Origin of the sequence: Robertmurraya mangrovi (assembly GCF_034427655.1) — a bacterium.
GTDB lineage: Bacteria > Bacillota > Bacilli > Bacillales > Cytobacillaceae > Robertmurraya_A > Robertmurraya_A mangrovi.
Genome location: NZ_JAXOFX010000001.1, coordinates 394,690 through 413,158, shown reverse-complemented (window position 1 = coordinate 413,158; position 18,469 = coordinate 394,690). Strand labels below are relative to the sequence as shown.

General features: G+C 36.0%; 15 protein-coding genes. 5 read left to right on the top strand and 10 right to left on the bottom strand.

Features of this window, described 5'->3' with window-relative positions; genetic code table 11:
* Window position 1: 1 nt before the first annotated feature.
* The 3 genes from SM124_RS02080 to SM124_RS02070 form a co-directional block, all read right to left on the bottom strand.
* Entirely contained in the window at window positions 2–1,822 is a 1,821-nt protein-coding gene (locus tag SM124_RS02080; protein ID WP_322444827.1) for a methyl-accepting chemotaxis protein, read from the bottom strand.
* Between the two features lie 318 nt (window positions 1,823–2,140).
* On the bottom strand, window positions 2,141–4,435 hold the full coding sequence (locus SM124_RS02075; RefSeq protein WP_322444826.1) for a thiamine pyrophosphate-dependent enzyme: 2,295 nt from the start codon (window positions 4,433–4,435) through the stop codon (window positions 2,141–2,143).
* Window positions 4,435–5,448 carry a 2-oxoacid:acceptor oxidoreductase family protein gene (locus tag SM124_RS02070; protein ID WP_322444825.1) on the bottom strand — a complete coding sequence of 338 codons (1,014 nt, stop codon included), beginning with the start codon at window positions 5,446–5,448 and terminating at the stop codon, window positions 4,435–4,437. The genes SM124_RS02075 and SM124_RS02070 overlap by 1 nt, the downstream gene beginning before the upstream one ends.
* Before the next feature lie 311 nt (window positions 5,449–5,759).
* Between SM124_RS02070 and SM124_RS02065 the strand changes: the two genes are divergently transcribed.
* Window positions 5,760–6,797 carry an acyltransferase family protein gene (locus tag SM124_RS02065; protein ID WP_322444824.1) on the top strand — a complete coding sequence of 346 codons (1,038 nt, stop codon included), beginning with the start codon at window positions 5,760–5,762 and terminating at the stop codon, window positions 6,795–6,797.
* Window positions 6,798–6,914: 117 nt separating this feature from the next.
* On the opposite strand, the gene SM124_RS02060 is transcribed toward SM124_RS02065, so the two are convergent.
* The 4 genes from SM124_RS02060 to SM124_RS02045 form a co-directional block, all read right to left on the bottom strand.
* A complete protein-coding gene (locus tag SM124_RS02060) occupies window positions 6,915–7,631 on the bottom strand; it encodes a LutC/YkgG family protein (RefSeq protein WP_322444823.1) in 717 nt (238 codons plus the stop codon).
* Entirely contained in the window at window positions 7,631–9,058 is a 1,428-nt protein-coding gene (locus tag SM124_RS02055; RefSeq protein ID WP_322444822.1) for a LutB/LldF family L-lactate oxidation iron-sulfur protein, read from the bottom strand. Before SM124_RS02055 ends, SM124_RS02060 begins: the two co-directional genes overlap by 1 nt.
* Before the next feature lie 28 nt (window positions 9,059–9,086).
* Complete coding sequence (lutA, locus tag SM124_RS02050) at window positions 9,087–9,803, bottom strand: lactate utilization iron-sulfur protein LutA (RefSeq protein WP_322444821.1); 717 nt, start codon at window positions 9,801–9,803, stop codon at window positions 9,087–9,089.
* Window positions 9,804–10,058: 255 nt separating this feature from the next.
* Complete coding sequence (locus tag SM124_RS02045; protein ID WP_322444820.1) at window positions 10,059–10,787, bottom strand: FadR/GntR family transcriptional regulator; 729 nt, start codon at window positions 10,785–10,787, stop codon at window positions 10,059–10,061.
* 433 nt (window positions 10,788–11,220) lie between these two features.
* Between SM124_RS02045 and SM124_RS02040 the strand changes: the two genes are divergently transcribed.
* Together SM124_RS02040 and SM124_RS02035 are read left to right on the top strand one after the other, a co-directional pair.
* On the top strand, window positions 11,221–13,044 hold the full coding sequence (locus SM124_RS02040; protein WP_322444819.1) for an L-lactate permease: 1,824 nt from the start codon (window positions 11,221–11,223) through the stop codon (window positions 13,042–13,044).
* A 196-nt stretch (window positions 13,045–13,240) separates the two neighbouring features.
* Window positions 13,241–14,998, top strand: a complete 1,758-nt coding sequence (locus SM124_RS02035) for a B12-binding domain-containing radical SAM protein (protein ID WP_322444818.1) — start codon at window positions 13,241–13,243, stop codon at window positions 14,996–14,998.
* A gap of 31 nt (window positions 14,999–15,029) precedes the next feature.
* Here SM124_RS02035 and SM124_RS02030 read toward each other — a convergent pair whose 3' ends face one another.
* Together SM124_RS02030 and ykzP are read right to left on the bottom strand one after the other, a co-directional pair.
* Window positions 15,030–15,167, bottom strand: a complete 138-nt coding sequence (locus SM124_RS02030; protein ID WP_322444817.1) for a hypothetical protein — start codon at window positions 15,165–15,167, stop codon at window positions 15,030–15,032.
* On the bottom strand, window positions 15,167–15,328 hold the full coding sequence (ykzP, locus tag SM124_RS02025; protein WP_322444816.1) for a protein YkzP: 162 nt from the start codon (window positions 15,326–15,328) through the stop codon (window positions 15,167–15,169). Before ykzP ends, SM124_RS02030 begins: the two co-directional genes overlap by 1 nt.
* Before the next feature lie 149 nt (window positions 15,329–15,477).
* Between ykzP and SM124_RS02020 the strand changes: the two genes are divergently transcribed.
* A complete protein-coding gene (locus tag SM124_RS02020; protein ID WP_322444815.1) occupies window positions 15,478–15,828 on the top strand; it encodes a DUF3905 domain-containing protein in 351 nt (116 codons plus the stop codon).
* Between the two features lie 34 nt (window positions 15,829–15,862).
* Here SM124_RS02020 and SM124_RS02015 read toward each other — a convergent pair whose 3' ends face one another.
* On the bottom strand, window positions 15,863–17,218 hold the full coding sequence (locus tag SM124_RS02015; RefSeq protein ID WP_322444814.1) for a TrkH family potassium uptake protein: 1,356 nt from the start codon (window positions 17,216–17,218) through the stop codon (window positions 15,863–15,865).
* 126 nt (window positions 17,219–17,344) lie between these two features.
* Here SM124_RS02015 and SM124_RS02010 point away from each other — a divergent pair, with 126 nt between their 5' ends.
* Window positions 17,345–18,454 (top strand): CdaR family transcriptional regulator, encoded by a 1,110-nt coding sequence (locus SM124_RS02010; RefSeq protein WP_322444813.1) that lies wholly within the window; start codon window positions 17,345–17,347, stop codon window positions 18,452–18,454.
* Window positions 18,455–18,469 lie beyond the last annotated feature (15 nt).

Sequence of the window (18,469 nt, the reverse complement as noted above, 5' to 3'; positions counted from 1 at the left end):
TTTATAGTTTAAATTTAGAAATCATTGAGTTTAGTTGGTCTGCTAGTTCGGATAAGGATGCTGCGTTATTTGAGATGTCCTCCATGGATTGGTTCGTTTGAAGGACAGACGCACTAGCTTGTTCGATTCCTGCTGCTGATTCTTCAGATACCGAAGCTATATTTTCAATAGACTGATTCATTTTTACTGAATCATTAGCAACCTTTTCTAGGTTTGTCGAAATGTCGGTTACATTTCGTGTCATTAAATTGATTGCTTCGTATATTTTATTGAATGTTAGGCCTGTATCTCTAATTTGTTCTGTTCCTTGCTCAACTTGCCCGTAACCCAACTCTAGTGAGGAAACAACTTCTTTTGATTCGGTTTGTATACCTTTTACGATATTTGTGATGTCGGCTACAGAATGGGTAACTTGTTCTGCCAGTTTTCGTACTTCATCTGCTACTACGGCAAACCCTCTTCCATGTTCTCCTGCACGAGCTGCTTCAATTGCTGCATTTAATGCTAATAAATTGGTTTGAGCAGCTATATCTTGAATAACTTGTACCAGTGATGAAATTTGCTTTGTACGGTCATCTAAACCTTTTACCTTCTGAACAGAGCCTAACATAATTTCATTAATCTTAACCATTTGATGTTGTGAGGCATTCATTAAAGTATCGCCTTGCTTCGTTAATGTTAAAACCTCAGTTGAAACTTCTTGAATTTTTGTACCACTTTCTGTAGCTGTTTCTACTTTGTGAAGATAATCTTCCATTAAGTGTGCTAAAGAAGTTGCTGAATCTGCTTGGTCCTCTGCCCCACTTGATAATTCCTGCATGGTTGAAGCTACTTGCTGACTTGCTGCCTTTACTTCGTTAGCAGCTGTGTTAAGCTCACCACTTCGATCAGTAACATCAATAGAAACAGCTGATATTTCTTGAATCATTGCTTGAAGTCTATCTTTCATAGCATTAGTTGCTACACTTAATTCGGCAATTTCGTCTTTGCCACTATATTCTACAGAATCTACATTCAAATTTCCTGCAGCAATTTCGTTTGAAAGAGAAACAATCTGAGAAAGTTTTCTAGAAATGATTCTTCCTATTAACAGGATACTTGCAATTCCTAATAAAGCTGAAACAATAATAGATACAACTAACACAACTAGAGTTGTGTAAATACTAGTTTTAGCAGCATGAATAGCTGCATTTTGCTCGTCTTTTAGTTTTTTTCTTAATTCATCAATTCGTAAAACTGTTTCATAAACAATATTATCTACCTGAAGCTTACCTAAACGGAATTTATATTCATGGTCATTTTGCATTTCAGGTATAATCGTATTTTTGAACACATCGGTTACTTTCTTATCGTTTTCATCAATTTGTCTAAATAATTCCTTTGTTTCAGGAGTTGTTAATATCGGTTGAATTTCTTTCTTTAAACCATCAAAATTTTTAGAGATATCCTCAAACTGATTTAAATATCGAGGCTTTTCATCTATAATGTACGTTCCAATCATACTCCCTTTTTGGTGGAACATGGCTGATACTTCCGTTATTAGAACGGCTTTTTCACCTGATTGTCTAACGGTTTCCATTTTAGAATTTGCCATTGTTAGCAAAGTAAAAGTAATCAATGTGGAAACGGTAAACAAACCAATAGTTATAAATAGTGCAACTCCATACTTTTGGCCTAACTTTAAGTTTTTCCACAAACTAATATTCGAAAAGGCCCCTAATATTTTTCCAAATTCCCTTTTTTCTCTTTTTACTTTTACTTTTACTTTCACTTTCTTTTCTTTTCTCTTTCTAGTTGGTAATAATTTTTTGACCCCTTTCACACTAAGTCCTCCTCTAATTGTTAACTAACCATAATTTTTTCTACTTTTTATCAATCTGTTGATCACTATGTACTGCATGACGGACATGAGTAAAAAGAACCTAAATTAAGAATCACTTGTTGTACAAAAGAATGAAAAATAAGTTTATTTTAATAGATTTCATAAGTCTATATAACTAATATCCATTATAAATGAAATATTCAAACTTTTGAAGGAATAGTTTCCAATATTTCAAATGTATTTTTATGTAAAAGTATATGAAATTTTTTACATAAATAGGAAAAGGGCAAAGTACACGATTGCACTTTGCCCTTTTAATCATAGGTAGGGATGTTCATGTTTAGCCTTTAGTCGTTGCCATCTCTTTTCCACTTCACGTTCAAAATCTACTAACATATGTTGATTGTTTTCTTTAAGTAGATGCTTCGTTTTACCCATATAAGCCAGCCAATCGGCAAGCGGGATTCTTTTCTTTTTCGCTTCTGGATCATAAGTGACGTTAGTAATCCCCTCTTCTATTTCATATAACGGGAAGAAACAAGAGTTCACAGCAGCCTCCATAATGGTTTGCCCATAACGATCTTCTGACTTCCAGTTTAGTGGACAAGTAATTAGTATTTTCCCGTATACCGTTCCAACATTTTGTGCATACCACTGGGCTTTCGCTGCTTTTTTAATTAGGTCCTGTGGAAATGCTTCGGAACCAGTAAAGACATAAGGGATATTCGTTGAAGCCATAATTTGCGCTGTGTCTTTATGATGAAAAGCCTTTCCTTGCTGAGATTTCCCAACATTTGTTGTACTTGTCATATGTCCCATAGGAGTGGAATAGGACATTTGTGAACCTGTATTCATATATCCTTCATTATCGTATTCAAGCATAATTAATTTGTGGTTACGAAGGGCTGTTCCAATTGCCGAGCCCATACCGATATCCATTCCTCCATCACCTGTAATCATGACAAAGGTAGTATCTTCAGAAACATCAACCTCTCCACGACGCTTTAATTCCAGGAACGCTTCTAAAGTACCTGAAAGGGTAGCTGCTCCATTTTGGAACAGATTATGAATCATCGTTTGCTTATGAGAAGTGTATGGGTAGGCTGTGGTAACAACATACGCACACCCCGTTTGGAACAGTACAACAACGTCTCCTTCTATACCCTTAAAAAACAATTCCAACCCAGAGAAAATTCCGCATCCTGGACAAGCACCATGACCGGATGCTAATCTTTTCGGCTTACTCGTTAGTGCTCTTAAAGGAGGTATTTTTACTTTTAACTTGTTTGTATCTTCATCTTTCGTAACTTCGATTAACCCTGATTTATATACATCTCCATATTGTGGAGTAATTACAGGTTTTAATATATTATTTGTGTCACCAGGTATCTGTCCATAATAGTCAAATGGCTTTTCCACATTGCCCGCTTCCATCGCATCTAAAGCTAATTGGAAAAAATGTTCGGCATCATCCTCATAGAAATCTTTTCCTCCAAGGCCGAACACTCTACTTAATACTAATGTTTCGTTTTCCTTGTCCTCTTGGAGAGCAGATTTAACTTCATGGGTTAGATTAGGACCATTTGCGCCATATGAATCAGCACGTTCACCTATCAGCAATGCCTTTACGTTCTTCAATGATTCTCTAATTTCTTTTGCTGGGAATGGACGAATGATATTTGGACTAATGACACCTGCTTTAATTCCTTTTTTCCTTAAACTATCTACAACATCCTTCGCTGTTTCAGCTGCAGAATTGAGTAGGAATAAAGCAACCTCTGCAGCTTCCATTCCATACAAATCTAATACTGGATACTCTCTACCAGAGAGGGCAGCATACTCTTTTGCTACCTCTTGAAAAATGTCTCCAGCTTGATACATCGCTTCTGATTGCTGATAATGATTATTCATTAAGTCTTCCCCGTTCATATGAGCACCAATTGTGACAGGTTTTTTCGGATCACGGGCAAAATTATAATCAGTAGGGCATTCCCCAACAAATTGTTGAACCACATTTCGGTCTTTGAAATAATTTACTTTTCTTTTTTGATGAGAAGTAAAAAATCCATCATACGCAACCATTACCGGAAGTCTAACTTTTGCATGTTCCGCAATTTTTAATGCCATAATATTCATATCATAGACTGCTTGAGGGGTTCTAGCCGTTAGAATAACCCAACCTGTGTTTAAAGCAAAATATAAATCAGAGTGGTCACCACGAATATCTAAAGGACCGCTAATGGACCTTGTGACTAAGTTCATGACCATTGGAAAACGTGTTCCTGACTGTACAGGAAGCTGTTCGATCATATACATAAGACCATTGGCACTAGTGGCATTAAAGACACGTGCTCCTGTTGCGGCTGCACCATAGCAGATACCAGCGGATCCATGCTCTCCGTCTGCTGCAATTAGTGTAATATCATGTTCTCCTCTTGATTTCATTTGGTCTAAATATTGAGCCACCTCTGTTGAAGGTGTAATAGGAAAATAACCCATTAAGTGGTAATTAATTTGAGCGGCAGCCATTGCAGCCATTTCGTTCCCCGACTCAAATGTGGTTACTTGTTCAGCCTTTGTATGTAAAAGTAATTTTTCTTCAAGTACAGACATTAGGAAATCCCTCCTGTTACTAATCGAAAGTTGTGCTTCACGCCATTCTCCTCAGCATAACCAATTGTTTCTCTTAGATCACTTAATGCACTCGTTGGACAAGCTTCCACACACTTTAAACAACCTTTGCAATATTGATAGTCAATGCCTTTTAAAAACATTTGCTCCCTGCCTCTTTTATCCTCACCTTTTTCCCAAACAAAGCAAAAATCAGGACATACTGTGTCACATGCTGCACAGTTAATACAATGAACTTGCTCGAATTTAGGAAGAAAACCTTGTCTAGATCCACTTAAATCTTTTTGAATACTATTAGCTTGAGAAGTAATCACTCCTCCTATTTCTTGTGTGAGATATCCTAGCAAAGGAAGTTCACGGGTAAATTCTTTTCCGTGTGCACTTTCAGGAGTTTCATAGGTTTTAAACTTAACTTCTGCGTAACCTCTGTTAAAAGTTCGGATATTTGGCTCAACCAAATACGGATATTTCTTTTCAAACGTTCTTCGTATAACGTTTCTCATTTCTTCTGGATCTAGAAAATCACAAATACGATATAAAGCACCTAACATCGCAGTATTTACTTTAGTTTTCTCTTCTACAGCAATAGAAAGCGCGTCAACGATAGCTAACGTTCCGTATTCAAGGTCTAAATCACTTTTTATATCATCAAAATCTCTCATTGAATTTACTAATACGATGCCATCTGGAGTTAATCCACTTACAACATCAACAGTTTTATATAAAGCTTCATGAAACACTCCAATGACATGCGGTTCTTCTACTGGACTATGAGCACGGATTTCAACATCAGGATCGCAGAAGCGCACAAAACTTTTAACAGGTGATCCTTTCTTTTCCGATCCATAGGATGAAAAATTGGAACCATTTAAACCGAGTCCGAGTACACCAGCTTCAGCTAACATCTTGCCAGCCAAGTTTGCACCTAATCCACCGATAGACTCCAATCGAATTTCAAAAAAGCCTAGTTTATTTTTTTTAGGCAAAATAGACATATTTCTACCTCCCAGCATGAGTAATCACTCATACGATTTTGACATTCCCCAAACGATATTGTAGGTGAAGTTTTCAAACTTGGCTGTGATAAATATCAAACATGAATAAAAATTTTATATAACAGGCTCTCATTTTTCAGAAAAAGTGTTATTTTATCCTAGTATGACGTAATTTTTAGTTATATAACAGAAATAACATTGTATTATAACAGTATTTAATATTTTTTGGAATATTTTGTCATGTTTTGATTTGTCCATTATGTGGTATAGTAGATTAGCTTTTAACGGGGGTCTCTTAAATAGGAGGAATTATGAAGGAAAGAGATTATTATTTTGATAACGGAAAATTTATTTTGATATTTTTCGTTGTATTTGGTCATTTCATTCAATCTTTCAAAGGTGATTCAGAGGCTGTTTATTCGTTATATAAAACGATTTACACCTTTCATATGCCTGCATTTATCCTAGTATCAGGGTATTTTGCTAAAGGTTTTTATAAGAAAGGTTACATTGGAAAAATAGCGAAAAAACTAATTATTCCTTATTTAATCTTTCAATTTATTTACTCAGTCTTTTATTATATTCTATATTCAAAATCTACATTTACGATGGATGTATTAGATCCACACTGGTCTTTATGGTTTTTGATTAGTTTATTCTTTTGGAATATAATGCTCATCTTATTTGCTAGATTTAAAGCCATTTATTCCTTGTCTATTGCCTTGTTAATTGGTCTTGGAATTGGCTATTTAGATTGGGTTTCAAATTATTTAAGTTTATCTAGAACATTTGTCTTTTTTCCGTTTTTCCTGCTTGGATATTACATGAAAAAAGAATATTTTTATAAATTATTTGAGGCTAGATTTAGACTTACAGCTATCATTATCTTTGCATTTGTCTTCGTAGGTTTTTACCTATTCCCAAACATTAATTATGAATGGTTACTAGGTTCAAAGCCTTATGAGGAGATTGGAGCAGCTTATATTACCTCTCCATTCATTAGACTAGGTTTTTATTGCTTAAGTTTTATGATGGTGATGAGCTTCTATTGTCTTATTCCTAGGAAGAAGTACTTTTTTACAAACCTTGGAAAGAATACATTATATGTTTACCTTTTACACGGTTTCTTTGTACGAACTTTCAGGGAGAGTCAAGTTCAAGAGTATTTTCATAGTTTAGAGATGTTCCTAGTACTAGCGATTGGGACTTTACTAATGACCCTATTATTGTCTAGTAAACCGGTTACTTTATTAACTCAACCAATTATTGAGCTTAGTACGGCAAAAATTAGACAAGTCTTAAATAGAGCTTCATCCTTTACAAAAAATAGAAAACCTTTGAATGATTAGTTACATTACAAATTCCAAAAAGGAGAAGAGGTCTCCCAAAAGTATAACTTTTGGTGCACCATCTTCTCCTTTTTTTGTACTTGTCCGTTGGTTTCCTTTGCAGGCGTTAGAAGCTTTTTAAATATCTTCAATCACAATATATGTCGCCTTTACGGGACCATGAACTCCAACGACTAAGTTCATTTCAATGTCCGCTGAGTTACTTGGCCCCGTTATAAAGTTAATACATGATGCTAAATGTTCACCCTTGTTTGTATTTTCACGGATTATTCGAGCCGCTTGTGTCATTCTAGGAACGATACTGCTTTTAGGAATTAAAATAATTGAAGTTGAAGGTAAAAAGCTGACTGTTCTTCCTCTATCTTTATTACTAAATAATACGGCCGTACCTGACTCTGCTAAAGTTATGTCACTAATTGTAATCCCAACGTTTGCTTTATCAGCAAAGTGGATATTATCTTTCCCTGTTTGATTATCCCAAACATGAACGTCTACATTTTCAACTTTCCACTTATCAAATAGTGTAGTTAGGCCAAATGGTTTAAATCGATTGTCTTTCCAAGTAACTATGGGTCCTCCACCTAACTGCCCTACAACGGTATCAATCGTTGTAGAAAGTTGATTTAGATTGGTTTTTAGAAAAGTGGTGTGAATTTTTGTGCATTGTTCCTTTAATACTTCAACTAACTCTTCTTGTGTAGCATCTTTAAGAACTTCATTCTGTGGTGTATACTTCCATTTTGGCCTTTCCACTCCGGCCGTATTACGATCCCGACCTAAACGACCCGCAATAACGTCTAAAAATTGATCTCGATTATGAATGGTTCCTGTCATTATTGGTCGCCTCCTTTTGGTCTATTTTTAAACCAGTCACGGAATCTTTCTTTATTTGGTGCTGGGAAGTCACGAATTTCAGTCCAGGCTTTAAGTGGACCTGGTCCTTTTGATATTTTATCTCCTACTGTAAAGGGATTCATTGCCGTAGGAGCTATTTTTGAGCCTAATTTATATAATGACGGTGATGCTGCACCTAACCCGAAAGCTTTCATAGCAAGCTTTTCTGAGATAGGAGCCCGACCTTCTTTTTCAACAATCACTTGACGATGTTTATGGAGCAGCTCATGTAAAGGAATTTTTACCGGACAAGCTTCAGTACAAGCTGCGCATAAGGTAGATGCATAAGGTAATTCCTTATAATCATCATATCCACCTAGAAGTGGTGAAAGTACAGCACCAATAGGGCCAGAGTAAATGGAACCATATGAATGACCACCAACATGTCTGTACACTGGACAAACGTTTACACAAGCAGCACAGCGAATACATTGAAGAACGGATTGAAATTCGCCACCTAATATTTTCGATCTTCCATTATCAACAATAACTAAATGGAATTCTTCAGGCCCATCAACATCTCCTTCATCTTTCGGTCCCGTTAATACAGTAATGTAGCTCGTTAACTTTTGACCAACTGCACTTCTCGTTAAGAGGCTAACAAGAACTTCCATCTCTTCAAAAGTAGGAACCAGTCGTTCCATTCCCATTACTGTAATTTGTGTTTTTGGCAGAGCCGTAACTAAGTCAGCATTTCCTTCGTTGGTTACTAGACTGATGGATCCAGTTTCAGCAACAGCAAAATTACACCCAGTTATACCGACATCAGCTGTTAAGTAATCTTGACGAAGCATTTCCCTAGCATGCCAGGCTAGTTCTTCAGGTTTTTCTGTTTTTTTATAATCTAATTTATCTGCAAACACATCGCGAATTTGTTCTTTATTCTTATGAAGGGCTGGAGCAACAATATGTGACGGTGGGTCATGATCATCCACTTGTAAAATGTACTCTCCAAGATCCGTTTCAATTACTTCGCATCCTGCATCTTCTAAACATGCATTTAAGTGAATCTCTTCGGTTACCATCGACTTTGATTTGACGACTTTTTTGGCTTCCTTCTTTTCTATCACACTACGAACATACTGATTAGCATCATCAGCTGTCTGTGCAAAAAAGACGTGCCCTCCGCGCTTTGCTACATTTTCACTCAATTGATATAAATAATAATCCAGATTCTCTAACACATGTTGACGGATTTCTTCTCCGTGAGAACGCCAATCCTCCCAATTTCCAAGCTCTTCAGCTGCACCTAATCGGCGAGTGCGGAGTCTTTCCTGAGCGGATGATACTGCCCCGCGCATAAAAGCATTATTAATTCCCTTATCTACTCTCTCTTTAAAATCTCCAGCGTTGATTTTCATTGACATATTTTTTCCCCCTCTCCTCCGTACGTAATCAACGGCTATTTAGAACCTCAGCTATGTGAAGAACTTTTATAGGTTTCCCTTTGCGATCAATACGACCACCAATATTCATTAAGCAGCCTGCATCGGCCCCAATTAAATAATCTGCTTTTGTCTCCTCAACATGCTGTACCTTTTCATCCACCATTTGCTCTGAGATTTGAGCCATCTTAACTGAGAAAGTCCCTCCAAAACCACAACAATTATGCTTTCCAGGTAACTCTGTAAACTCCAAACCTTTTACATGACTCAATAGCTTCATAGGAGCATCCTTTACCCCTAATAATCTAGTCATATGACAAGATGTATGGTATGTAGCCCTACCTTCTAATCTAGCCCCTACATCCTCGATTTTTAAAACATCAACAATAAACTCTGTTAACTCATATGTCTTATTTGCAAGCGCTTTCGCTTTTGGTTCCCAAACTTCGTCCCCTTTAAAAATATGCGGGTATTCTTTGAACATCGACGCACAAGAACCTGACGGAGATACCACGTATTCAGCTAAACTAAATGTTTCTATCATTCTTTTCATTGCCTCTTTGGATTCTTTCACATATCCGCTATTATAAGCAGGCTGACCACAACAAACTTGAGATTCAGGAAAATCAATCTCACACCCGAGTCTTTCGAGCAGCTCAACGGTTGCCTTCCCCACATTTCCTTGGAACATATCAATTAAACAGGTAGCAAAAAGGGTTACCCTCATTTCTATTCCCCTCTCCCATAATCTTCTGTTTTTAACTTTATAATTTAATAACGAACAAGTCAACCGGTCATCTGATGACTAAAATGTGGTAATAGAATATTCATTCTTTATAATGTTTATAGTACTATAGTTATTTAGATTCTAGAAGTAATTTTTTCACAATCACTATTTTTTCCGCTAACTTTATCGTGATAAAAGTAAAAAAGTGCCCTAAAATAGACACTTTTCATTTGTTGATACATATTATATTTAATACTACTTTTCTTTAGTAACATTTCGGAAATACTTTTCTAATATACTTTCAACATTTTCCAAGTGAGTAAGCATAGCCGATCTTGCCTTTGCTTCATTCCCTTCTTTAATAGCATTATAAATGGCTACATGCTCCTCACGAAGTTTTTCACTTGTTGTTTGTTTAGAGAACAGCCATAACCTTCTAGTTTCTTTCATCGTTTCAATCATCAGCTCAGAAACGTGGTTCAATAGGCTAGTGAGGAGCGGATTTTGGGATGCTTCCGCAATCGCTAAATGAAACTTCATATCCGCTTGCTCCCCAATTTCCTCATCTCCTCTTGCTTCCTTCATTTCATCAAGTGCAACCATCATAGCGTGTAAGTTTTCTTCCGTTCTTTTTAAAGCTGCCGAGGCTGCAGCACCTGCTTCAATGATTTTTCTCACTTCCAAAAGATTAACTACATCTCCTTTGTCCATAAGAATTGCCGTAGTGATCGGTGACGATATTTGATCCACTTCAAACCCCTTTATATACGTCCCTTCTCCCTGCTTCATTTCAACAAGCCCCATAGCTCTCAAAGCACTTAATGCTTCCCGGATAGCTGATCGTCCAACTTGAAAGTTTTCTGCTAGCTGTTGTACAGAATCAAGTTTGTCCCCTGGTTTTAATTCTCCTCTTTTAATGGACTCCAGAAGTACTTCTGCAACTTCCTCATAAATCTTTCTCGGTTTTATTCTCTTATACTCCAACCTTAGCACCTCATCGTAATCTAACTAATAAAACATTACTATTATTCTAAACTTAGCTAATTTAACTTAAATTCAATATGAATACATTTAGTATACATGAATCATATCATTAGAAAAACCATTACACTTATTCTATAAAGATTCATTTTAATCACAGGAATACAAGAATGAGTCTAAAAATGTGTATTCCTTTGCAGCTGAGTGGTATAGTCCACTTTTCAACACACACAAGTTAAAAAGTGAAAAAATAGCAATGACGGAAAAATATATATTGTCAAATGATTACGCTTACATTAATATAAAGTCATCTGATGACTGTATGACCGGTTAATCAGTTTTAAACGTGTTTAAATCCTTCCAGTTTTCAGAATAATTAATATTCTGATTCAGTGGGAGATGTAGAAAATACAAAATTAATTAAGGGGACGAACAAATGGGAATTGGAACACTTTCACTAATTGCGTTATTACCTATCGCAGCCATCTTTATTTTTCTAGTTATATTAAACTGGCCGGCTAACCGCGCCATGCCCGTAGCGCTCATTGTTACCGCAATTACTGCCGTTTTTGCTTGGGGAACAAAAACAAATGTAGTTGCAGGTGCTGCAGTAAATGGTCTAGTACAATCTATAGAAATCATTTTTATTGTATTTGGAGCCGTATTACTTTTAAATACAGTAAAAGAAAGTGGTGCCATTAACACTATAAGACAAGGATTTATTGATATTTCACCAGACCGACGTATCCAAGCCATCATTATTGCATGGTTATTCGGATCTTTCATTGAAGGTGCTGCTGGCTTTGGTACACCTGCCGCTATTGCTGCACCATTATTAGTAGCAATTGGCTTCCCAGCAATGGCTGCTGTCCTTGTTTCTTTAATTATTCAAAGTACTCCTGTTTCTTTTGGAGCAATTGGAACGCCTATTCTCGTTGGTGTAAATGGTGGTTTAGCCGATCAAAAAAGCGTATTAGATGCGATTGGAAGTACGTCATATGCTGATTATTTACTTCAAATAACAACAAATGTAGCAATGTTCCACGGAATTGTCGGATTTTTGATTCCTTTAATTATGGTTGCCATGTTAACAAGATTCTTTGGTAAAAATCGTTCCTACAGAGAAGGATTAAAAGTATGGAAGTTTGCCTTATTTGCGGGTATTGCCTTTACACTTCCTTATTACATCATTGCTCTAGTTTTAGGACCAGAATTCCCTTCTTTAGTTGGTGCTTTAATAGGTTTATTAATAGTAGTACCAGCCGCAAAAGCTGGCCTTTTCCTTCCTAAAAAGGAAGAAACATTTACTTTTGAAACTCGTGATAAATGGGAAGAAGAATGGATTGGTCGTGCAAACAACGAGCCTGCTAAAACGCATGAAGGAAACAAAAAAATCTCATTATTTATGTCATGGTTACCTTATGTTTTAGTAGCTGTTATTCTTGTAATTACACGAATTATGCCTGATATAAAAGCTCTTATTACCCATCCAAGTGTAACTATCCAATTTGATAACTTGTTTGGTTCAGGTATCGGAGCAAAATCAACACCGTTATATTTACCAGGATTTATTTTCTTAGTAGTATCCCTTATCACATATTTCTTACATGGAATGAAAATTTCCGATTATACAAAAGCATGGAAGGATTCATTCTTTACAGCTGTAAGTGCGGGTACTGCTTTAATCTTTGCCGTACCAATGATTAAAATATTCTTAAATACAACACTAGATCCACAAGTTGTATCAGAAACAGTTAGCCATTTAGCAGGTAAAAATATGCCACTCGTTCTAGCTGAAGGTGTTTCTAATATTGCGGGAGGACTATGGCCAATCTTTGCGCCAACTATCGGTGCATTAGGAGCCTTCATTGCAGGAAGTAATACATTTAGTAATATGATGTTTTCTTTATTCCAATTTGGAACAGCCGAAAGTATTGGACTCGGTGCTACAGGTGCCGCGTTCGTAGTTGCCCTTCAAGCCATCGGTGGTGCAGCTGGAAACATGATTTGTGTTCATAACGTAGTGGCTGCTTCAGCAACTGTTGGACTTGTTGGTAAAGAAGGAGCACTAATAAGAAAAGCACTAATTCCAATGAGTTACTATGTTTTAGCAGCCGGTACTCTTGGAATGGCTATCATTGCAGACGGATTTAATGCTTGGTTTATCGCTTACGGAGCAATCGTACTAATCTACATCTATTACTTTGTTTCTCATAAAGGAAAACCAGCCAATCTAAAAGGCCAGAATTTATCAGCTTAATAACTTTTAGGGGAGGACTACAAGTGGTAGACCTCCCCCTTTTCATTATATATAGAAGCTATTTCTCCCCTTCCATTCACCTTACTATGTTTTCCCTTCACCCAACTTGGCTAAAATGTGATAAAATGGGATGTTGCTTAAAAAATTTAAGCAACTTAATAGATAATTTATCATTCCTAACAGAAGGAGTTTATATATGAAAATAGTTGTAACCACATTAAATGCTAAATATATTCATACGAATATTGCTATTCGTTATTTAAAAGCGTATGCCCAACCTGAATTTGACGTTGAGCTTACAGAATATACAATTAAAGATCCAACCATGAATATTGTTACAGATTTAATCAAGAAAAAGCCAAATATCATTGGTTTTAGCTGTTATATCTGGAACATTGAAGAAACCATCAAAGTGGTAAAAATGATTAAAAAAATCGATCCATCTATTTTGATTGTCATTGGTGGTCCTGAAGTAACCTACGATGTTCACGAGTGGATGGAGAAAGTTCCTGAGTTTGATTTCATTGTCATTGGTGAAGGAGAACAAACTTTCAAACAGTTATTAACTGAACTTGAAAATAACCATGAGATGAAAGCGGTACATGGTATTGCCTATCGTAAGGATGATCAAATTGTCATTAATCCTCAACGAAATAAACTCGATTTACGTGAACTTCCATCACCATTTCATTTTGAAGAGGATATTCCCCATTTAGGGAAACGAGTGACTTACATTGAGACAAGCCGTGGTTGTCCATTTAGCTGTCAATTCTGTCTTTCTTCTATTGAAGTAGGTGTAAGGTACTTTGACCGTGAAAAAGTAAAAGAAGATATTCGTTATTTAATGAAAAACGGCGCAAAAACGATTAAATTCGTTGACCGTACGTTCAATATTAGCAGAAGCTATGCACTTGAAATGTTTCGTTTCTTAATCGACGAACATTTACCTGGAACAGTGTTTCAGTTTGAAATTACTGCAGACATCATGAGACCAGAAGTTATCGAATTTTTAAATAAAGAAGCCCCTGCTGGATTATTCCGTTTTGAAATCGGGGTGCAATCAACCAATGATCCTACCAATGAGCTTGTTATGAGAAAACAGAACTTTGAAAAGCTGACACGTACAGTTACTTTAGTGAAGGAAGGTAAGAAGATTGACCAGCATTTAGATTTAATTGCGGGCTTACCAGAGGAAGATTACCATACCTTTAAGAAGACTTTTAATGACGTATTCGCACTTAGACCAGAAGAACTGCAGCTTGGATTCCTAAAAATGCTAAGAGGCACAGGTCTAAGATTACGAGCGAATGACCATAAGTATATTTATATGGATCATTCTCCGTATGAAATTCTAGGAAATAACGCATTGTCTTTCGATGATATTATTCGAATTAAACAAGTGGAAGACGTTCTTGAAAAATATTGGAACGACCATCGTATGGATCATACTATTGAGTATTTAGTTACAAAAGCCTTTCCATCACCTTTTGACTTCTTCCAAGACTTCGGTTCCTATTGGGAAGAAAAAGGCTGGGAAAGAATTGGTCATCAGTTAGAAGATTTATTTAAACGCTTGTATCAATTCCTTGCAGAAAAAGGGATTAATGATCTAGATATAATTGCTGATTTAATGAAGTTAGATTATTTAACGAATTCAAAATATAAGCCAAGAAAGCCTTGGTGGGATTTAGATTTTGAAAAACAAGAAAAGTCCGCCATCTACCAATCTTATTTAGAAACCCCTTCACAACTTGGGGCTGATTTTGAAGGATTAAAATTATCGGAAAAAGACCTTTATAAACATACCGTACTTGAAAAAATGACGATTCACCTGAAGGTGTATTTAGAGACGGGCGTAATTAAGCGTGAACCTTCATGTATGTTAGCGTTCTTTAATCCATCGAATGAAAAAACCATCATCTTTGGTACCACGCTAAAAGCAACAGTAAAATAAGTAAGAGCCGGCCAAAAAGCCGGCTTTTTATTTATTTCTTTTTATTGTTTTTTCTATTAGCGTTTTGGTTCATAAAAGGAACTTCATAATTTTTCGCTGCATTTAAATCACCAAATTCTATTCCAAACTCTACATTAGCAGCGTCTTTCTTGTCATTCCTTTTTCCCATTATGCTCGTCCCTTTCTGCCTTGCTTGGAATTTCTATTGGCACCCTTCATCATATTCTCACCTGAACTAAACTCAGCAGAGAATTCAGATTCTTGAACATTCTTTTTCGGTGTTTTACTATATTTTTCAACAGCGTTAAATTCTGCTTTTCTTTTAGCCATAAGTTTCGCCCCCTATTTAAAAATAAGAAACATTTATATCTTTCACTAGGCCACAAATAAATACACTTCCTAATTTTTCAACCAGTAATGTTTCATAAAAAACCTTTTCGAACAAAAACTAATTGAAACGAGGATAAAGGGTGACTTTTATGACCAAAAAGAAAAAAGAACTAAAAGACAAAGTTACTTTAGACGAAACGATGCCACATCAAATTAGTGCACCAGACTTTAAAGGAACAGGAATTAAAATGGAACCTCCATTTATTAACTCTCATGGTGTCGTTATCGGGGACAGTAAATATTCTTCTCCTAACTCACCTTTAGAACAATGGTCGGAAGATACAGACCCTGCGATTATGTCTGGTGATGAGTGGGTTCATCCTACAAATGATATTGGCTGGAACACGACAGAAAACAACGAGTTACTAGAAAGCAAAAAGCGACCTAAGGGATATCCATTTATGCATCCAACAAAAGATGTAAGCCAAGGTACAGATTAAAAAAATCCAGGATGCATTCCTGGATTTTTTTCGTTTACCCAATGATAACTCTTTCCTTTGGGTAATGATATTTAGCTTTAATCTCTTTGCCTCTGATCATAAATAAGAACGATACAAGGCCGATCCTACCAATAAACATTAATAACATAATGACACATTTCCCCACAGAGGAAAGGTCTGCTGTGATCCCCATTGACAATCCTGTCGTACCGAAAGCAGAGCACACTTCAAATAATAACTCCAAAAATGAATGGCTTTCTGTTATAGATAAAGTCACCATTGAAATAAAACAAAGTCCAACTGCCAGCATCGTAACGGCCAATGATTTCATAATATCGTCTTCGTGGATTTCACGTTTAAATACTTTGATATGGCGGTTTCCTCTAGCGAAGTGGTAAATAAAAAGCATATTCAACGCAAACGTAGTTGTTCGTATTCCCCCACCCACTGAGCTTGGGGAGGCACCAATAAACATCAATCCGCTCATAATTAATAAAGTGGGTGCAGCAAATTCACTAACATCAATGGTTGCTAGCCCACCACTCCTAGTTGATACGGATTGGAAAAACGCATAGAAAAACGCTTTATGCCAAGACTCTCCTTGAAAAGTATTTCTAAATTCAAGTAATAAAATTAATATCGTTCCAATGACTAATAAAGAAGCAAAAGTGACAGTTGTTAACTTAGTGAATAGAGAAAAACGAAAATTTCCTTCTCGCTCTTTTGGAAATAAGAATTGCTTTAACTCGATAAGTACTGGAAACCCAATTGCTCCAAGGGTAATCAATAAAATATTAATTAGTTGAACAAAATAGTCTCCTGCAAATGGAAGAAGGGATTCCCCAGTTATATCAAATCCACCATTTGTCGTTGCACTAACCGATGCAAACACCCCATGTAGAAAGGCGTCTTTCCAATTAGGATAATAGTTCAAAAAATATAATCCTAAAACGATGGTTCCAATTAGCTCTATTAGGAGGATAATCTTTAAAATATCCTTAATTAGGTTTACCAGACCAGATAGATTCGTTTGATTGTGGTCTACCATAATTAACCGTCTTTCTTTTAAACCAATCTTTCTACCTAGAAGCAACCAAAAGAAAGTTCCTACAGTCATTACACCAATCCCACCGAATTGTAAAACAAATAATAAAACGAAATAACCAAATACAGAGTAGGTTTCAGAAATATTAATAACGGTAAGTCCGGTGACACTAACTGCACTTACAGCAGTAAATAATGTATCAATAAAGGGAATTTCAATACCTGGTTTATGCACCGCAGGGATTCTGAGTAATAATACTGATATAATGACAGCACCCATATAATATCCAACAATCGCTTGAGCGGGTGTCAAGTTATTTAATTTCAATTTTAATGTCGTCCACATGATAGAATCCTTTCACGTCTTTATCTATCCCCTATCATAAAGAATATCCCCCACTATTAAAAGGGTTATGATATATTTATTTAAAGTTTTCCTAAAATCCATCATTATTTACTGGAGGAATTCTTAATGTTGATTCGAGAGCTTGCTGAGAAAATAGTTAACGAGGTCCGAAAACTCCTAGGTGAAGATATTATTGTAGTTGATACAAATGGGATTATTATAGCTAGTACGGATCCTCATCGGATTAATACCTTTCATGAAGGAGCCTTAAAGTCCATTGTACAAAAAGATAAACTGATTATAACGGAAGAAGACGAACATATCTTAAAGGGGGTCAAAGCTGGTATTAATCTACCTGTCTTTTTTAATAAAGAAGTCATCGGTGTCATCGGAATAACCGGTAATCCTGAAAAAGTTTCTCCCTATGGCGAAGTGATTAGAAAAATGACCGAACTTCTTGTAAGTGAAAGTTATTTTACTGAACAGTTTGACTGGCAATCAAGAGCGTATGAAGCTCTTTTATTTGAATGGATACAAATAAAAGAATGGAACCCTACTTTTATTCATAAAGCGACACTTCTTAACGTAGACCTAAATGTAAATCGCAGGGTCGCCATTGCTGAATTTACTCAAGACTCTTTCCTTCCTCATCGTGATATTTGGTTGTCTGTTTTTTCCTGGAATGAGAAAAGTAAAGAAGACCTTATCGTTCGCCTTGGTAACAATAGGATTATTTATCTATTATCTGACCAAGAAAGTCTCAGATTTACTAAAGAGAAGCTATCACGTTTTCAAAAAATGCTAAATGAACATCTACAAGTAAATGTAAATATCGGCGTCGGCTCCGTAACCCCACCCACTCACTTAAATCAGACGTATCAACAGGCTGAAAGAGCGCTAAATTCTAGTAAAATTGAAAATGAAATTGTTTATGATGAAGAATTAACTTTAGAAATGATTATAGAAGAAATCAAAATGGAAACAAAATTAGATTTTATCGAAAGGACAATCGGAACATTTGTAGAGGATCATGAACTAATTGAAACACTAAAGACATTTTTTGAAGAGGATTTATCTTTGAAAAATACAGCTGAATCTCTTCATATTCATATTAATACCCTACATTACAGGCTCAAAAAAATCATGGATTTATCAAATCTAAACCCTAGAAAAACAGAGGATTTGTTTAAACTGTACCTCTCTACTCTTTTTTTGGATAAACATCTAAAAAATTAACAATCTTCCCCTTTA